Here is a 14,743-nt window from a genome sequence, read left to right as displayed (position 1 = left end):
CCCGTCGCTCAAAGTCCGAGTACGGACTTGGCGAGAATGTTCTTCTGAATCTCGTTGGAGCCGCCCACGATCGAAACGTGGCGCGCGAAGTAGTGATTCGGCGCAACGGTGAGCGCCCATTCGGGTTCGCGAACCGGATCGGCAAGCCCACGCAGGAAGTCGAGGTCGAGCGGTAGAGCATCCGGCCCTGCCACCTCGAGGAGCAATTCAGCTGCGAGTTGCTGCAGCTCCGAACCCTTGATCTTCAGGATCGAGGTCTTCGGGTCGGGCACGTGGCTCTGCTGCGCGCTGCTCTCGGCGATCACGCGCATCTGCGTCATCTCCAGGGCCTTCAGCTCCACCTCGACTGCCGCGACACGTTCGCGAAAACGCGAGTCGTCCCACAGCACACCGTCGCCGCAGGGCACGCGCTTCGCAAGATCCTTCGCGTGACGCACGCGCATCTTCGAAACGCCCACGCGCGCAATGCCGCTGCGTTCGTTGCCAAGGAGATACTTCGCGTAATCCCAACCCTTGTTCTCCTCGCCAATTCGGTTCGCAACCGGCACGCGCACGTTGTCGAAGAACACCTCGTTGGTTTCGTGGTGGCCGTCGATCGTGACGATCGGGCGGACGGTCAGGCCCGGTGTCTTCATGTCGATCAGCAGGTACGTGATGCCCTGCTGTTTCTTGCCGCTCGAATCCGTGCGTACGAGACAGAACATCCAGTCCGCGTGATGCGCCGTCGAAGTCCAGAGCTTCTGGCCGTTGATGACATAGTGGTCCCCGTCGCGCACCGCCTGGGTTCGCAGCGCGGCCAGGTCCGAACCGGCTCCGGGCTCGGAGAATCCCTGGCAGAACCAGTATTCGAGGCTCGCGATGCGAGGCAGGAAATGGCGCTTTTGCTCCTCGCTGCCGAACGCGATCAAAACCGGACCGATCATGTTCACGTTGAATGACAGCGTCTCGGGCGCCGGGGCCATGTGCAGCTCTTCCTTGAAGATGTATTGCTGCACCGCGCTCCAGCCCGTCCCGCCCCACGCCTTGTCCCACGCCGGCGTCGCCCAGCCGCGCTCGTAGAGCATGCGTTGCCAGCGGCGCAGGTCGGCCGCCGAATAGCGCTGCCCCAAGGTAGCTTTGCGTCGGATGTCGGCCGGCAGCGCTTCCTTGAAGAAGGCTCTGACCTCATTGCGGAACGCCAGCTCTTCGTCGGTATATCGCAGATCCATGAGTGTCTCGTTTCGTCTTTATGGGTCGCCTGTCGGGTGCGGCTCAGGCCAGCGTTCCCGCTTCTTTCAACTCGCCAATGCGGCCCGGTTCGAGCCATGCCGCCAGCGCGGTGTCGATCGTGGTCGCGTCGGGCGCCTCGGGCGCCGTCGGCTTCGCGGGCACCGTGGCGGAGAAGCGCGGCGCCGGCGCGGGCTGCACGATGCCGTCCACTTCGATGAACGTGCCGCGCGCCTTCAGATGCGCATGCTCGGGTGCCTCGGTCCACGACAGAACCGGTGCGAAGCACGCGTCCGTGTGTTCGAGCAAGGTGGTCCATTGCTCGCGTGTGCGTCGCTTGAATTTCAGCGCGAACAGTGCGCGCGCGGCGGGCCAGTTGCTTGCGTCGAGCTGCGTACCCAGCGTTTGCGGATCGATGTCGAGCAGGCGGAGGAGTTCGAGATAGAACTTGTCCTCGATGGGGCCGACCGTAATCCACTTGCCGTCCGCGCATTCATAAACGTCGTAGAAGTGCGATCCCGAATCCGTGATATTCGTCCCGCGCCCGTCGCGCCAGATGCCGGCAGCCTGCATGCCGAAGAACGTGGTAGCAAGGTTGGCCGTGCCGTCGACGATCGCGGCATCCACGATCTGTCCCGCGCCGCCGTTGCGCGCATGCAGGATCGCCGACAGGAGCCCCATTGCAAGGTACAGCGAACCACCCGCATAGTCGCCGATCAGATTCAGCGGTATCGACGGTGGCTGATCGCGGCGGCCAATTGCGTTGAGGACGCCGGTGATCGCGATGTAGTTCAGGTCATGCCCGGCGTACTGCGCGAGCGGACCTTGCTGGCCCCATCCCGTGATGCGTCCGTAAGCGAGCTTCGGATTGCGTTCGAGGCAGGCCTGCGGGCCCAGCCCGAGTCGCTCGGTCACGCCGGGTCGGAAACCTTCTATCAGGGCATCGGCGCGCTCCACCAGCGTGAGCACGAGTTCGACGGCCTCCGGGTCTTTCAGGTCGAGCGCAATCGTCTTCCGGTTGCGCAGCAACAGGTTGTAGCGCAGCGGACGCTCGATACCGAGCTTGACCGGCTGGCGACGTTCGATGCGCAACACCGTCGCACCCAGATCGGCGAGCAGCATCGCCGCCATGGGCCCCGGGCCGATGCCGGCCAGCTCGATGATTCGAACTCCTGCAAGCGGACCCATGGTTCAACCCTTGCGAGCGTGGGCGCGCATGGCGTCCCATTGCTCGTCGGTCCAGTCCTGCATCGCGCGGAAGGTCGGGCCGCCCACCCCCTGCATCCAGCGGCCGCCGTCGATCACGATCATGTCGCCGGTGATGTAGCCGGAGCCATTGGACGCCAGATAAGCGTAGAGATTGGCAAGTTCCGCGTGATCGCCGAAGCGCCTCAGCGGCACCGAGCGCTCCTGCGGCTCGACCTGCGAGCCCGGCGGGTACAACTGCTCCCATGCGCCCGGTGTCGGGAACAGTCCGGGCGCCACCGCGTTCAGGCGAATGCCCTTCGGGCCCCACTCGACCGCAAGGCTGCGGGTCATGGCGAGAATACCCGCCTTCGCGGCCGCGGACGGCACGGTAAAGGCCGAGCCGGTCATCGTGGGCGTCGATACGGTACTGATCACGTTGCCCGGGTGAGCCGCGTCGATCCAGCGCTTGCCCGCCGCGATCGTGCAATAGAAGCTGCCGTGCAGCACGATGTCGAGCACCGCATCCACCGCGCGCGCCGACAGGCTTTCCGTGCGCGCGATGAAGTTGGCCGCCGCGTTGTTCAGCAATACGTCGAGCGGACCATCCCGCCAGATCGTCTCCATCATCGACTCGACGGACTCGGCGCTGCGCACGTCCGCCTGCACCGTCGTGACACGCGCGCCAGGCACGACGCCGCGAAACTCGTCGGCCGTCGCGTCCAGCACTTCCTTGCGGCGACCGCAGATGACGAGATCGGCGCCCAGTTCGAGGTAGCGCAGGCCGATACTCTTACCAAGGCCGGTGCCTCCCCCGGTGATGAGGATTCGTTTGTTCTTCAGCAGGTCAGGCGTAAACATATGCGTTGAACTTCCAGTAGGGACAGCAACGGAGAATGGCGGCGTCAGGCACCCGTGAAAACCGGCTTGCGTTTTTCCATGAAGGCCGTCACCGCCTCCGCGTGGTCGCTCGTTTGACGGGTCAGCGGATTGAGGTCAGTTTCGAGGCGGCATGCGTCTTCGATCGAATTGCCCGCATTGACGAGGCTCGCCTTCAGGAGCGCCAGCGTCACTGGCGGATAGCTCGCGAAGCGCGCCGCGGCCTCGATCGCCGCAGCGAGCGCGCCGCCGCTCGCGACCACCTCGCTGACCAGGCCGATGCGGCGCGCCGTGGCCGCGTCGATGACATCGCCTTTCAGCATCAACTCACGCGCCTTGCTGCCGCCGACCTTTTGCGGCAGCGTCCATAGAATTCCCGTGTCGGGAAGCAGTCCGACCTTGCCGAACGCACATGAGTACTTCGCGGTATCGGCACCGACCACGACATCGCATGCAGCCGCCAGCGACAGCCCCGCTCCATAGCACGTGCCCTCCACCGCCGCGACGACCGGCTTCGTGCCCGTATAAATCAGCTTGAACAGACGCACGCCCACCGCGATACGCTCACGAAGCGCCAGCAACTGTAGAGTGGTCGCGTGCATTTCGGACAGGTCGCCGCCCGCGCAAAAATGGCCGCCCGCGCCTGTCAGCACAATGGCGCGCGTTTGCGGATCGTCGTGCATCAGCCGGTGCAAGACCTCGGTCAGCGCAACGCGCATCCTCATGGAGAACGCGTTGCGGCGCTCGGGGTAGTTCATCGTGACAATGCTCACGTCGCCTTGACGGCGCACCTGCACGATCTCGTCGGCGCCCGCGGCCTTTTCCTTCTGCTCGATACTCATCGCATTGCTCCCCGCGCTCACTCACCCGTGAAGACCGGTTTGGTCTTTTCCATAAACGCCTTACAGGCAGCCTGATGGTCTTTCGACCGACGCAGGATGGGCTGATAGTCGATCTCGGCTCGCAGCGCGCCTTCCATGGTCGTCGCCGCGTTGGTCAGCGCGTCCTTCAGCAGCGCCACGCCGAGCGGCGGCAAGTCGGCAAGACCGCGCGCAACTTCAATTGCCTTTGCGCGCGCAGTACCCGGCCCGACGACTTCGTTGGCAAGGTGAATCGTTCCGGCCTTGTCGCCGTCGATTTCAGTGGCGAGCGAGAGCATCTCCCTCGCGCGAGCCATGCCGATGCGCTTCGGAAGCGTCCACAGAATACCGGTGTCCGGAATCAGGCCGACGCGCAGAAACGCCGCGCAAAAGCGTGCACTCGATGCAGCCACGACATAGTCGGTCGCGACCGCGAGCGACAGCCCGGCGCCGAAGGCTACGCCTTCCACGGCCGCCACGACCGGCTTGGGTCCCGCCTGCATTTCGCGCACTACCACGCACGACTCCGCCAGAATCTCGCGGCTTTGCAGGATCGTGCGCTGCGTCATCTCGGAGATGTCGGCGCCGGCGCAAAAGTGCTCGCCCGCGCCCGTCAGGACGATTGCCCGCGAGTCCGGATCGTCCACCATCAGCCGATGCATCGTGTCGCGCAACAACTGACGCATCTGACGTCCCATCGCATTGCGGCGTCGGGGATTGTTTAGCGTCACGATCGCGACCGGTCCCTCGCGGGTCACCTCGATCAGCGACGTCGTATCGTTTTCTGCCGTTTCTTTTTCGCTCATGTTGGCTTCCTTCAGTCGGCCACGAACACCGGCTTGCGCTTTTCCATGAAGGCGCTCACTGCCTCCTGGTGTTCGCGGCTGCGGCGCAGGATGGGCTGCAGGTTGACTTCCGCTTCGATGGCGTCGTCGAGCGTACGGATGCCCGTCGCGAGCGCGGCCTTCAGGTGCGCGGTGGCCACCGAGGGCAGTTCCGCGTACTGTTGCGCCACCTTCGAGGCCGCGTTCAGCGCCTCGCCAGGCTCGACGACCTGATTGGCAAAACCGGTCTCGCCCGCTTCGACGCCGTTGAACTCACGAGCACTCAACATGAGCTCGCGTGCAAGGCCACCGCCCACGCGCTGCGACAACGACCAATAGAGCCCCGTATCGGGCAGCAGCCCGACCTTGACGAACGCGCTCGCATAGCGCGCGGCCGATGACGTGACGACATGATCGCAAGCGGCGGCGAGCGACAGACCAGCGCCAAACGCAAACCCTTCGACGGCGGCGACGATCGCTTTCGGGCCTTCCACCATCAGTCTGAAGATATCGAGCGGCAGTTCATTGCGCTGCCGATATTCGAGCACCTTGCGCGTCTGCATCTCCGAGATGTCCCCACCCGCGCAAAACGTATTGCCCGCGCCGGTCAGTACGATCGCACGGCAGGCTTCCTCATGATGCATCAGGCGATAAAGCCGCGCGTACAACGTCTCGCGCATCTTTAGCGAAAACGCGTTTCGCCGTTGGGGATAGTTCAATGTGACGATCGCGATTGCACCGTCTTGCCGGACCTGTACGATCTCTGCTGCATCGTTGCTGGTCTCTTCGCTCATCTGTCCGTCTCCTGTCGATCGGGGTTAGCGCTTTAGCGCTTACTCCGATCCCATGCAAAGCTGTTGACAGTGACCCTGGCGGGCGGCGTGTCTTACAGCGTGTCTTTACAGGGTTTCCTGCGTCCCGAGAATCACCGTGGCCTGGCTCGAAAGCACACCACCGTTACCGTGCGCGATCGCCAGTTTCGCACCGGGTATCTGGCGCTCACCAGCGCGGCCCGTCAATTGCCGCATCGATTCTTCCATCAGGAACAGCCCATACATGCCGGGGTGAACGCACGACAAACCCCCGCCGTTCGTATTGACCGCGAGCCGGCCGCCCGGCGCGATGCCGCCGTCTGAAACAAAGCGGCCGCCTTCGCCTTTAGGGCAAAAGCCGAGGTCTTCGAGAAACAGAATGGTGTTGATCGTGAAGGCGTCGTACAGCATCGCGACATCGATATCGTTCGCCTTCACGCCCGCCATTTGATACGCACGCCTGCCCGATTCCGCTGCGGCAGTCACCGTGAGATCCGGCATGCTCGCGATTTCGCGGTGCGAAGTGGCCGAAGCCGCGCCGAGCAGATACACCGGCTTGTCGGTGAGATCACGCGCTCGATCGGCGCGCACCATGACGATCGCTGCCGCGCCATCCGTCACGAGGCAGCAATCGCGCACGGAAAGCGGATCCGACACGAGGCGCGCGCCCATCACGTCGTCGATCGACATGGGCGTGCGCATATACGCATCCGGATTCAGTTGCGCCCACTTGCGGGCGGCGACGGCCACCTCGGCCAGATGCTCACGCTTCGTGCCGTACTGATGCATATGACGCGCCGCCGCAAGCGCATACGACGACACCGGATTCATCGGCTTATACGGGCTCTCCCACGGCGAAGGACGCGACGACTGCACGAGCTTGCCCGCCGCGCTGCGCTGATTGCTCCCATATGCAATCAAGGCAACATCGATCTGTCCCGTATACAACGCCATGGCCGCCGTGTGCGCGTAGATTTCGAACGCCGATCCGCCGCTTCGGTTGTTGTCGGTGAACTTCGGGTTAATACCGAGGTATTCGGCAAACGTGAGACCCGACAGCATGTCGTCCGGCGTGCACACGAAAAGGCCGTCTACATCGCCAGGCGTAAGTCCCACCTGGGCGAGCGCGTCAACGGACGCACGCGCAGCAAGGTCCAGCGACGACAAGCCAGGTGCTTCCCCCATCCCATAGGTGGCGCCCGCCACCAGTGCGGTACGCCCGCGCAAGTTGAATTCCATTCGATCTACCTTTCATCGGTGTGACCGGCTGTTCACGGCCGGCTGCGGGTTAGCGGGCGTCAGGCTGGTTCGAACACAAGCAATGCCGCTTCCCCTCGGTACACGATCTTCGCCTGCACCGGCATGCCAATGCGCACGGCCTCCGGCTCGATGCCCTCCACACAACTCAGCATGCGCACACCTTCTTCCAGATCGATCACTGCGACGTTGTAGCTGGGCGTGGGCGATTTCTGGCGCACCACAGTAGTGGAATAAACCGTCCCCTTCCCGCAGGCTTCGACCCACTCCAGGTCGCGCATCCCGGTAACCGGCTCAGCCACCCGCGGGTAGAAGACATAGCGGCCGCTGCCGCGGCTGCGCTGGATCATCAAGCGGCCCTCGGCCAGGAATTTCTGATAATCGACTTCAGGACAAAGAGAATCCATTCCCCGCTCCTCCAAATTGTTTTGCCATGGGCTCGCGCCGAATCGAGCCGTTCTGTCGGGCCAAAATGGAACAAATAACCGAACACTGTTCCAAATCTTAAACGCACTGGGAGCGCGCTGTCAACGGCGGGAAAGCCCTGCCGTGCCCCGCCGCGCAAGGCTGAAACTACATCCCGACCAAATTCCCGACGCACCTCGGACAAACCCGCGGGAGCCGGTTTCAGCGCTTGACGATCACCCGGCCCTTCGTTTAATTTATCGAACATCGTTCATAAAAGTGAAGACTTCGAATGTGATCAGGAAGTGGTCGGCGGGGGCGACGTATCTCCACTCCGGAGACGAATCCGCGGGGCCGGCCCGAAAAAACCGTTAGCAAGAGAGCTCGAAGTGACATACGAACTAACAGACGACCAGCTTCAGATCCGCGACCTCATCCGTCGCGTCGCAAGGGAGCGCGTGGCGCCGCGGGCCGACGAGATCGACCGTACGGCCGGGTATCCGCACGACATGTACGCACTGCTCAAGGAACTCGGCCTCTTCACGTTGCCGTTTCCTGAAGCGTATGGCGGTGCCGGCAGCGTGATGTCGGCGTGCATCGCGGTCGAGGAGTTCGGGCGGGTTTGCTACAACACGGGCTATCTGCTGGTCGTGCAATGGACACCGTTCGGAGCGATTCTCGAAGGCGGCACCGAAGAGCAGAAGGCTCGCCTGCTGCCGGGTCTCGCCTCCGGTGAGTTGCGCGGTGCGCTGTCCATTACCGAGGCTCAAAGCGGCTCCGACGTTTCGGGCATTCGCACGACAGCGCGCCGCAAGAACGGCGGCTATGTGCTCAACGGCTCAAAGATCTGGTGCACGAATTCGCATATCGCCGACTTCATTCTCGTCGCCGCCAGGACGCTCGACGAGGAAGGACAGGCGCTGGGGATCAATCTTTTCATCGTCGATCGAAACACGCCGGGCCTGACGATCGGCAACGAAGAAGACAAGATGGGCGCGCGCGGCGTGGCGTCGTGCCCCCTTTACTTCGACGATGCCTTCATCCGCGCGGAAGACCGTCTCGGGCCGGAAGGCGGCCAGGGGTTCAAGGTGGCAATGGAGGCGCTCAACACGAGCCGTCCCATCGTGGCCGCGCGCGCGGTTGGCATCGCGCAGGGCGCGATCGATCACACCGTCAAATTCATTCAGGACCGCGTTGCATTCGGCCAGAGCATCAGCAACTTTCAGGGTGTGCGCTGGATGATCGCTGACATGGTCACCCAGACCGAGGCCGCGCGCCAACTCGTCTATCGCACGGCGTCGCTCGTCGATGCGGGCGTTAGCGGCCGTGAACTCGCCCCAATGGCGGCGATGGCGAAGATGTTCGCGTCGGATGTCGCCATGAAGGTCGCGACCGATGCCGTGCAGCTATTCGGCGCCGCAGGCATCTCCAACGAGTACCCGATCAACCGTTATTTCCGCGACGCGAAGGTGGTGCAGATCATCGAAGGCACCAACCAGATCCAACGCAACATCGTCGCGGACAGCGTGCTAGGCCGCATCAAGAAGAACTGACAACGACAGCTCAGCTAACAGCCGAGCCGACAACGACAGAGGACAGGCAATGGAAGAAATCGAAACGGTTGGTCTGGGAATTCACTGGGAGGACCTGCCCGTTGGACGCAAGTTCAAGACCGTGGGCCGCACGGTGACCGAAACGGATGTCGTGAATTTTGTTTCGGTGACAGGCATGCTGGAAGTTCTGTTCACCAATACCGAGTTTCTTCGCGAGCAGTCCGCCATCAAGGGGCGCGTCGCGCCGGGCGCGCTGGTCTTCACGCTGATGGAAGGCCTGCTCACGCAGGCCACCATGCAGGGCGTCGGCTTCGCGTTCCTCAACATGGAACTCGACATCAAAGGCCCGACCTATGTGGGCGACACGATTCACGTGGAATGCGAGGTGATCGAATGCAGGCCTAGCAAGGGGCGCCCCGGACTTGGGCTGGTGCGCACCCGCAACCGCGTGATCAGGCAGGACGGCACGGAAGTGATGGTGTACACGCCGCTCAGACTCGTTAAAGGCAAGGAGTACAAGGCCTGAGCATGGAAAATCCCCAACAACCCCTCGAACCGGCGACCGGCCCGTTAGCCGGTGTCCGCGTGATCGACCTGACCATCAATGTGCTCGGTCCGGTCGCCACGCAGCTACTCGGCGACATGGGCGCGGACGTCATCAAGATCGAACCGCCCGAAGGCGACCAGAACCGCAAGAACGGCCCTGGCCGCAATCCCGACATGGCAGTGTTCTATACGATCATGAACCGCAACAAGCGCAGCGTGATCCTGAACCTGAAGCAGGCCGAATGCCGCGAAGCGCTGCTCAAGCTCGTCGAGACCGCCGACGTCATCGTGCACAGCATGCGCCCGAGTGCCGCCGAGCGCCTCGGCATCGACTATGAAACCGTGCGGGCGCGCAACCCACGCATCGTGTACGCGTCGGGTGCCGGCTATCGAATCGACGGACCCTACAAGGACCGCCCCGCTTTCGACGACGTGATTCAGGGTGAAACCGGCATTGCCGCGATGAACCGCGACGCGGACGGCTCGCCGCGATACTTCCCCACCGTGATCGTCGACAAGTTCTGCGGCTACGTGCTGGCGTCGTCAATCGGCATGGCGCTCTATCACCGCGAGCGGACCGGTGTCGGCCAACTCGTCCACGTGCCGATGTTCGAAACGATGCTGCAATTCAATCTTTTCGAGCATCTTTGGGAAGGTGCGCTGGGCTCCAATGACGGAACCGGCCTGGGCTATCCGCGCATGTTCTCGCCGCACCGCCGGCCCTACGCGACAAAAGACGGGCATATCTGCCTGCTCGCCGTGAATAACGAGCAATGGCGCCGCGTGCTGTGCGCAATCGATGCAGCGCATCTGCTCGACGACCCGCGCTTCCACCACATGGCCGAGCGTATGCGCAACATCAGCGAGCTGTATCGCATCGTCGGCGACGCCATCCGCAACAAGACGACTGCGGAATGGAATGCGATCTTCGCCTTGGCGGACGTGCCGCACGGTCCCGTGCGCGACCTGAAAGACCTGATGCACGACGCGTACATCAAGGAGACCGGGTTCTTCCAGCGCTTCGAGCACCCGACCGAGGGCGACATGGTCATGACCTCGATACCGGTGCACTTCTCCGAGTCGCCCGGCAACGTTCGCTATCTGCCGCCGAATCTCGGCGAGCACAGCGTCCAGGTTCTGGTCGAAGCGGGATATAGCGCGGACGAAGCGAGCGCTCTCCTCGCCCTGGCCACAGGAAGGGGCGAAGCCGTATCGGAAGCGCTGAGCAAGGATTAACTGGCGCGACAGCGCCTCGCACATCACGGAGGGAATCAATGAATGGGCTCAAGGAGAAGGTCGTCGTCGTCACTGGCGCGGCAGGTGGGATCGGTTCCGCCATCAGCAGACGATTCGGCGACGAAGGTTCGACCGTCGCGCTGTTCGACCTGAACGAAGAAGGCGCCGTGCGTGTCGCGGCGGAAATCGAGGCGGCGGGCGGCAAGGCGCGAGCCTACCGCGTCGACATCACGGATCACGAAGGTGTGCATGCTGCGGTGGCGAGAGTCGAGGAAGAACTGGGACCGATCGAGGTTCTCGTGAACAACGCCGGCTGGGACATGGGTGCGTTCTTCCTGCAAACCGAGAAACCGTTCTGGGACAAAGTGGTGGCGATCAATCTGTACGGACCGCTGAACATGCACCATGCCGTGCTGCGACGGATGGCCGAACGTGGCCGTGGCCGCGTCGTCAACATCTCGTCGGATGCGGGACGCGTGGGCTCCTCGATGGAAGCGGTGTACTCGTTCTGCAAAGGCGGCCTCATCGCCTTCACGAAGACGATGGCACGCGAAATGGCCCGCCAGATGATTCCCGTCAACGTCGTTTGCCCCGGCCCGACCGCGACCCCGCTTCTCGACAACCTCGCGCAGGGCGAGAAAGGCGAGCGCATCAAGGCCGCCCTCGTGAAGGCCGTGCCGTTCGGCCGCATGGGCGAACCTGGCGACATCCCGGGCGTGGTGGCCTTTCTCGCGAGTGACGACGCCGCGTTCATCAGCGGTCAGGTCATCAGCGTGTCGGGCGGTCTGACGATGGCTGGATAAACGGCAGCGCGAACGCAATCAATCAACAACATTGGAATACGACATGGAATTCAAGGACATCGGCTATCAGGAGGCGGACGGGGTCGCGACGATCACCATCAATCGCCCGAAGGTGTACAACGCATTCAGCGCCAACACCGTCGAGGAGCTCATCAAGGCCTTCGCCGCCGCGGGATGGAACAAGGATATCGGCGTCGTGGTGCTCACTGGCGCCGGCGACAAGGCGTTCTGCACCGGCGGCGACCAGTCCGGCGACGGCTACAACGGGCGCGGCACCGTCGGTCTGCCGATCGAGGAACTGCAAAGCATCATCCGCGACATTCCGAAGCCCGTGATCGCACGCGTGAACGGCTATGCAATCGGCGGCGGCAACGTGCTGGTGACGCTCTGCGATCTCGCCATCGCTGCCGAGACCGCGGTCTTCGGTCAGGTCGGCCCGAAGGTCGGGTCGGTCGATCCGGGCTTCGGCACCGCCTACCTCGCGCGCATCGTCGGCGAGAAGCGCGCGCGCGAAATCTGGTACCTGTGCCGCAAATACAGCGCGAAACAGGCGCTCGACTGGGGTCTCATCAACGCCGTCGTGCCCGCGGAACAACTCGACGCCGAAACGAAGAAGTGGTGCGACGAGATTCTGCAGATGAGCCCTACCGCTATTGCGCTCGCCAAGCGCTCGTTCAATATCGATACCGAGAACATCCGCGGCATCGGCGCGTTCGCGATGCAGGCGCTTGCGATGTACTACGACACGGACGAATCGAAGGAAGGCGGCAATGCGTTCCGCGAAAAGCGCAAGCCGGAGTTTCGCAAGTACGTGAAGTGACCGGCGCAAATGCCGGCAGGGCGACGCTCGGCTTCGGCGTCGCCCTTTGCGCATACGCGCGCCGAAGTTCAGTATTTGCGGAAGTTCACGCCGACACGCGTGCCAAGCCCCGGGAGCCGGTTGATGGGGCGGCTGCCATGCTCCGGGGCGGCTTCGCCCCATGCGAACCACACGTCAGGCTCGCGCGCATCGCCCACGCGCCGCCAGCGGCCGTCCACCTGCGGATTCTTGAGCGTCCCGAGACCGACCAGACGCCCGCGCGGATCGGGCATGAATTCCCACTCTTCGCCGAACGCTGAGTAACGGATGCCTTCCTGCCAATACCCATTCGCGCCGAAATCGATGGTGCCCGTCACGTCATAGGTAAAGCGCACCTCGCCTTTCTCGTTGCCGAGAATCGCGAAGCCGAACATGTCGTTACCTAGCGTGAAGTGCCCGAAGTCGATGCTGCCATCCTTATAACGCGTCGCCCACGTGTACCAGACGAGTTCCAGCTTCTCCTGCACCAGCGCATCTTTCGTCTTGTAGATCTCGCCGCCCTCGTACATATGGATCGGATCGAAGCCGATCATGCCGCGGACCTTCTTTCCGAGTATCGTCCCTTCCATCTCGAAGATGTTCGCGACGTAGTACATGCCCGCGTCGCGGCCCGGCAGATACCAGTGCATGCCGGGCTTGACGAGCTTGCCCTCGATATCCATGCCGTTCTCTTCGTACCAGCTGCAATCCTCGGGCGTCCAGGTGACGTGAAAGCGATTGCCGGGCGCCTGCGGGTGGCTTCGCCAGTGGATGCGCTCCTCTTCGAGCGTTCTTGCGAATCCATCGTTCGGCACCGATTCCTTGCCTACCGGATGCATATGCATGCCGTCGTCGTGGCCGAGCGTCGTGCACAGGTAGAAACGCCGCCGCGTGTCCTTCGCGTCGGTCCGCAGGCCAGCGGGAATGCGCCGCATCGGGCAATAGATCTCGCCATCCTCGTCGCGCAGCGTTCCCCACAGGTAGAGCGCTTCGGGCGGCATGCCGAAGTAGGCGCGGTTGGACAGCATGTCCTCGATGGTGGGCTCGAAGGCGCTGACAAGAGGCTGCCAGCCAAAGTCGCCGCGGCGCGGCATGGATAGTTTGGTGTCGCTCATGGTCGTTACACCCGTCACGATGGTGAAGTGGTTGGAGCGGCTCACTATAGGTATCCTCGCGCGTGGCTGAAAACCGGTCGATCCGCTCGTCTGGCCACGAGCCCGCCCGGCGCGCGATCAGCACAGGGGCGCAGGAGCTAACGTATTGATTTACCGGCTTTCTCTGCGGTCCGGAAACGCGCGCTGCCTGCGCGCACGAAAGCTTCGTTACATGTAACGATCATGTGCGATATATTGAACGACGTTCGCATTTAATACTGAACTCGGACATGCCAAAGTCGTCTGCCGAACGCGTCGCCGCTTATCGCACCCGCAAGAAGGCCGAAGGCATGGTGAGCCTGACACTGGTCGTCCCGGCAGCCGACGTCGCCCTCTTCAGCCAGTTCGCCGCGCAACGCCGCGAAAAGCTGCGCGACAACATGCATCCTGGCCAAGCCCCGCGCCAGCAGTGGCTCTCGATGCTGGCCGCGATGACGCCTGCGCTGCCCCAAACTGCCGAGTCGCGCCGCAAGCGCAATGCGATCGGCGCACCGATCACGCGCGCGCAGACGCTCTTCATGGCGCTGCTGAAACACATCATCGATCTGGGATGGCCGGCAGGACTACCGCTCGGCTCCGAGCAGGAATTGATGAAGGTCCATGGAGTAAGTCGCGCTGCGTTGCGCGGAGCGATCCGCTTGCTCGAGCACCACTCCATCGTGAGGGTGCAGCGCGGCACCGCAGGCGGCGTGATCGTCGCCCAGCCGGACCTGAGCGCGACGATGCAGGCAGTCAGCGTCTATCTGGAGTATGCGGGCATCGCGCCGCGCGATATCCTCGCGACGCGCCGCACGCTCGAACTGGCCGTCCTGGATCTCGTCATCGAACGGCTCGACCATGAAGGTGAGCGACGCGTGCTCGACCAGGTTCAGGCCGAGGCGCCACTCGACGGCCGTGCCGGCGCCGATGAGTTGCTGCGATTTCATTTCCTGCTCGCTGAACTTTGCGGCGATCCCGCACTGCGTCTCTTCGACGGCATCGTCCTGCAACTGGCCGATGCGCATTCCACGTTTCATCGGCGCAGCCGAACGGACCGCGACCGCGTCGTGGCGAGGATCAAGGAATACCATCGCGAGATCGCGCGCGCGATCATTGCCCGCGATAAAGAGCAGGCTCGCCGGCAAATGGCCGACTACATCGCGGGGATCAGGACGTGGCTGGAGTAGCGGCCGCGCTGCACTTGCC

The 14,743-nt window shown here is 63.2% G+C and carries 15 protein-coding genes; 6 read left to right on the top strand and 9 right to left on the bottom strand.

Annotation, left to right across the window (positions count from 1 at the left end; genetic code table 11):
* Positions 1–8 precede the first annotated feature (8 nt).
* From OKW40_RS32590 to OKW40_RS32555, 8 genes are all read right to left on the bottom strand, one after another.
* Positions 9–1,208 (bottom strand): acyl-CoA dehydrogenase family protein, encoded by a 1,200-nt coding sequence (locus tag OKW40_RS32590; protein WP_429493324.1) that lies wholly within the window; start codon positions 1,206–1,208, stop codon positions 9–11.
* Between the two features lie 43 nt (positions 1,209–1,251).
* Positions 1,252–2,394 carry a CaiB/BaiF CoA transferase family protein gene (locus tag OKW40_RS32585; RefSeq protein ID WP_429493323.1) on the bottom strand — a complete coding sequence of 381 codons (1,143 nt, stop codon included), beginning with the start codon at positions 2,392–2,394 and terminating at the stop codon, positions 1,252–1,254.
* 3 nt (positions 2,395–2,397) lie between these two features.
* On the bottom strand, positions 2,398–3,252 hold the full coding sequence (locus tag OKW40_RS32580; RefSeq protein WP_429493322.1) for an SDR family oxidoreductase: 855 nt from the start codon (positions 3,250–3,252) through the stop codon (positions 2,398–2,400).
* Between the two features lie 44 nt (positions 3,253–3,296).
* Positions 3,297–4,112, bottom strand: a complete 816-nt coding sequence (locus tag OKW40_RS32575; RefSeq protein ID WP_429493321.1) for an enoyl-CoA hydratase/isomerase family protein — start codon at positions 4,110–4,112, stop codon at positions 3,297–3,299.
* Positions 4,113–4,129: 17 nt separating this feature from the next.
* Positions 4,130–4,936, bottom strand: a complete 807-nt coding sequence (locus tag OKW40_RS32570) for an enoyl-CoA hydratase/isomerase family protein (protein ID WP_429493320.1) — start codon at positions 4,934–4,936, stop codon at positions 4,130–4,132.
* A gap of 11 nt (positions 4,937–4,947) precedes the next feature.
* Entirely contained in the window at positions 4,948–5,748 is an 801-nt protein-coding gene (locus OKW40_RS32565; RefSeq protein ID WP_429352528.1) for an enoyl-CoA hydratase/isomerase family protein, read from the bottom strand.
* A 105-nt stretch (positions 5,749–5,853) separates the two neighbouring features.
* A complete protein-coding gene (locus OKW40_RS32560) occupies positions 5,854–7,005 on the bottom strand; it encodes a thiolase (RefSeq protein ID WP_429493319.1) in 1,152 nt (383 codons plus the stop codon).
* A 59-nt stretch (positions 7,006–7,064) separates the two neighbouring features.
* Entirely contained in the window at positions 7,065–7,430 is a 366-nt protein-coding gene (locus OKW40_RS32555; protein WP_184061966.1) for a Zn-ribbon domain-containing OB-fold protein, read from the bottom strand.
* A 387-nt stretch (positions 7,431–7,817) separates the two neighbouring features.
* Here OKW40_RS32555 and OKW40_RS32550 point away from each other — a divergent pair, with 387 nt between their 5' ends.
* From OKW40_RS32550 to OKW40_RS32530, 5 genes are read left to right on the top strand one after another with little or no spacing between them, the layout of a single operon-like run.
* Positions 7,818–8,981, top strand: a complete 1,164-nt coding sequence (locus tag OKW40_RS32550) for an acyl-CoA dehydrogenase family protein (RefSeq protein WP_184061967.1) — start codon at positions 7,818–7,820, stop codon at positions 8,979–8,981.
* A gap of 49 nt (positions 8,982–9,030) precedes the next feature.
* A complete protein-coding gene (locus tag OKW40_RS32545; RefSeq protein ID WP_090808761.1) occupies positions 9,031–9,507 on the top strand; it encodes a MaoC family dehydratase in 477 nt (158 codons plus the stop codon).
* Between the two features lie 2 nt (positions 9,508–9,509).
* Positions 9,510–10,763, top strand: a complete 1,254-nt coding sequence (locus OKW40_RS32540; RefSeq protein WP_429403749.1) for a CaiB/BaiF CoA transferase family protein — start codon at positions 9,510–9,512, stop codon at positions 10,761–10,763.
* A 38-nt stretch (positions 10,764–10,801) separates the two neighbouring features.
* A complete protein-coding gene (locus tag OKW40_RS32535) occupies positions 10,802–11,566 on the top strand; it encodes a glucose 1-dehydrogenase (RefSeq protein WP_429493318.1) in 765 nt (254 codons plus the stop codon).
* Positions 11,567–11,609: 43 nt separating this feature from the next.
* The gene (locus tag OKW40_RS32530) at positions 11,610–12,386 is read left to right on the top strand and encodes an enoyl-CoA hydratase-related protein (protein WP_429493317.1); all 777 of its coding nucleotides are present in this window, start codon (positions 11,610–11,612) and stop codon (positions 12,384–12,386) included.
* A 68-nt stretch (positions 12,387–12,454) separates the two neighbouring features.
* Here the strand turns inward: OKW40_RS32530 and OKW40_RS32525 are convergent, their stop codons facing one another.
* Complete coding sequence (locus OKW40_RS32525) at positions 12,455–13,519, bottom strand: hypothetical protein (RefSeq protein ID WP_429493316.1); 1,065 nt, start codon at positions 13,517–13,519, stop codon at positions 12,455–12,457.
* A gap of 269 nt (positions 13,520–13,788) precedes the next feature.
* On the opposite strand from OKW40_RS32525, the gene OKW40_RS32520 reads away from it, so the two are divergent.
* Complete coding sequence (locus OKW40_RS32520; RefSeq protein ID WP_429493315.1) at positions 13,789–14,724, top strand: FadR/GntR family transcriptional regulator; 936 nt, start codon at positions 13,789–13,791, stop codon at positions 14,722–14,724.
* The last annotated feature ends 19 nt before the right edge of the window (positions 14,725–14,743 follow it).

Source organism: Paraburkholderia sp. RAU6.4a, assembly GCF_050435625.1.
Taxonomy (GTDB): domain Bacteria; phylum Pseudomonadota; class Gammaproteobacteria; order Burkholderiales; family Burkholderiaceae; genus Paraburkholderia; species Paraburkholderia tuberum.
The sequence above is the reverse complement of the archived record's forward strand: the minus strand, read 5'-3'. Positions and strand labels throughout refer to the sequence as shown.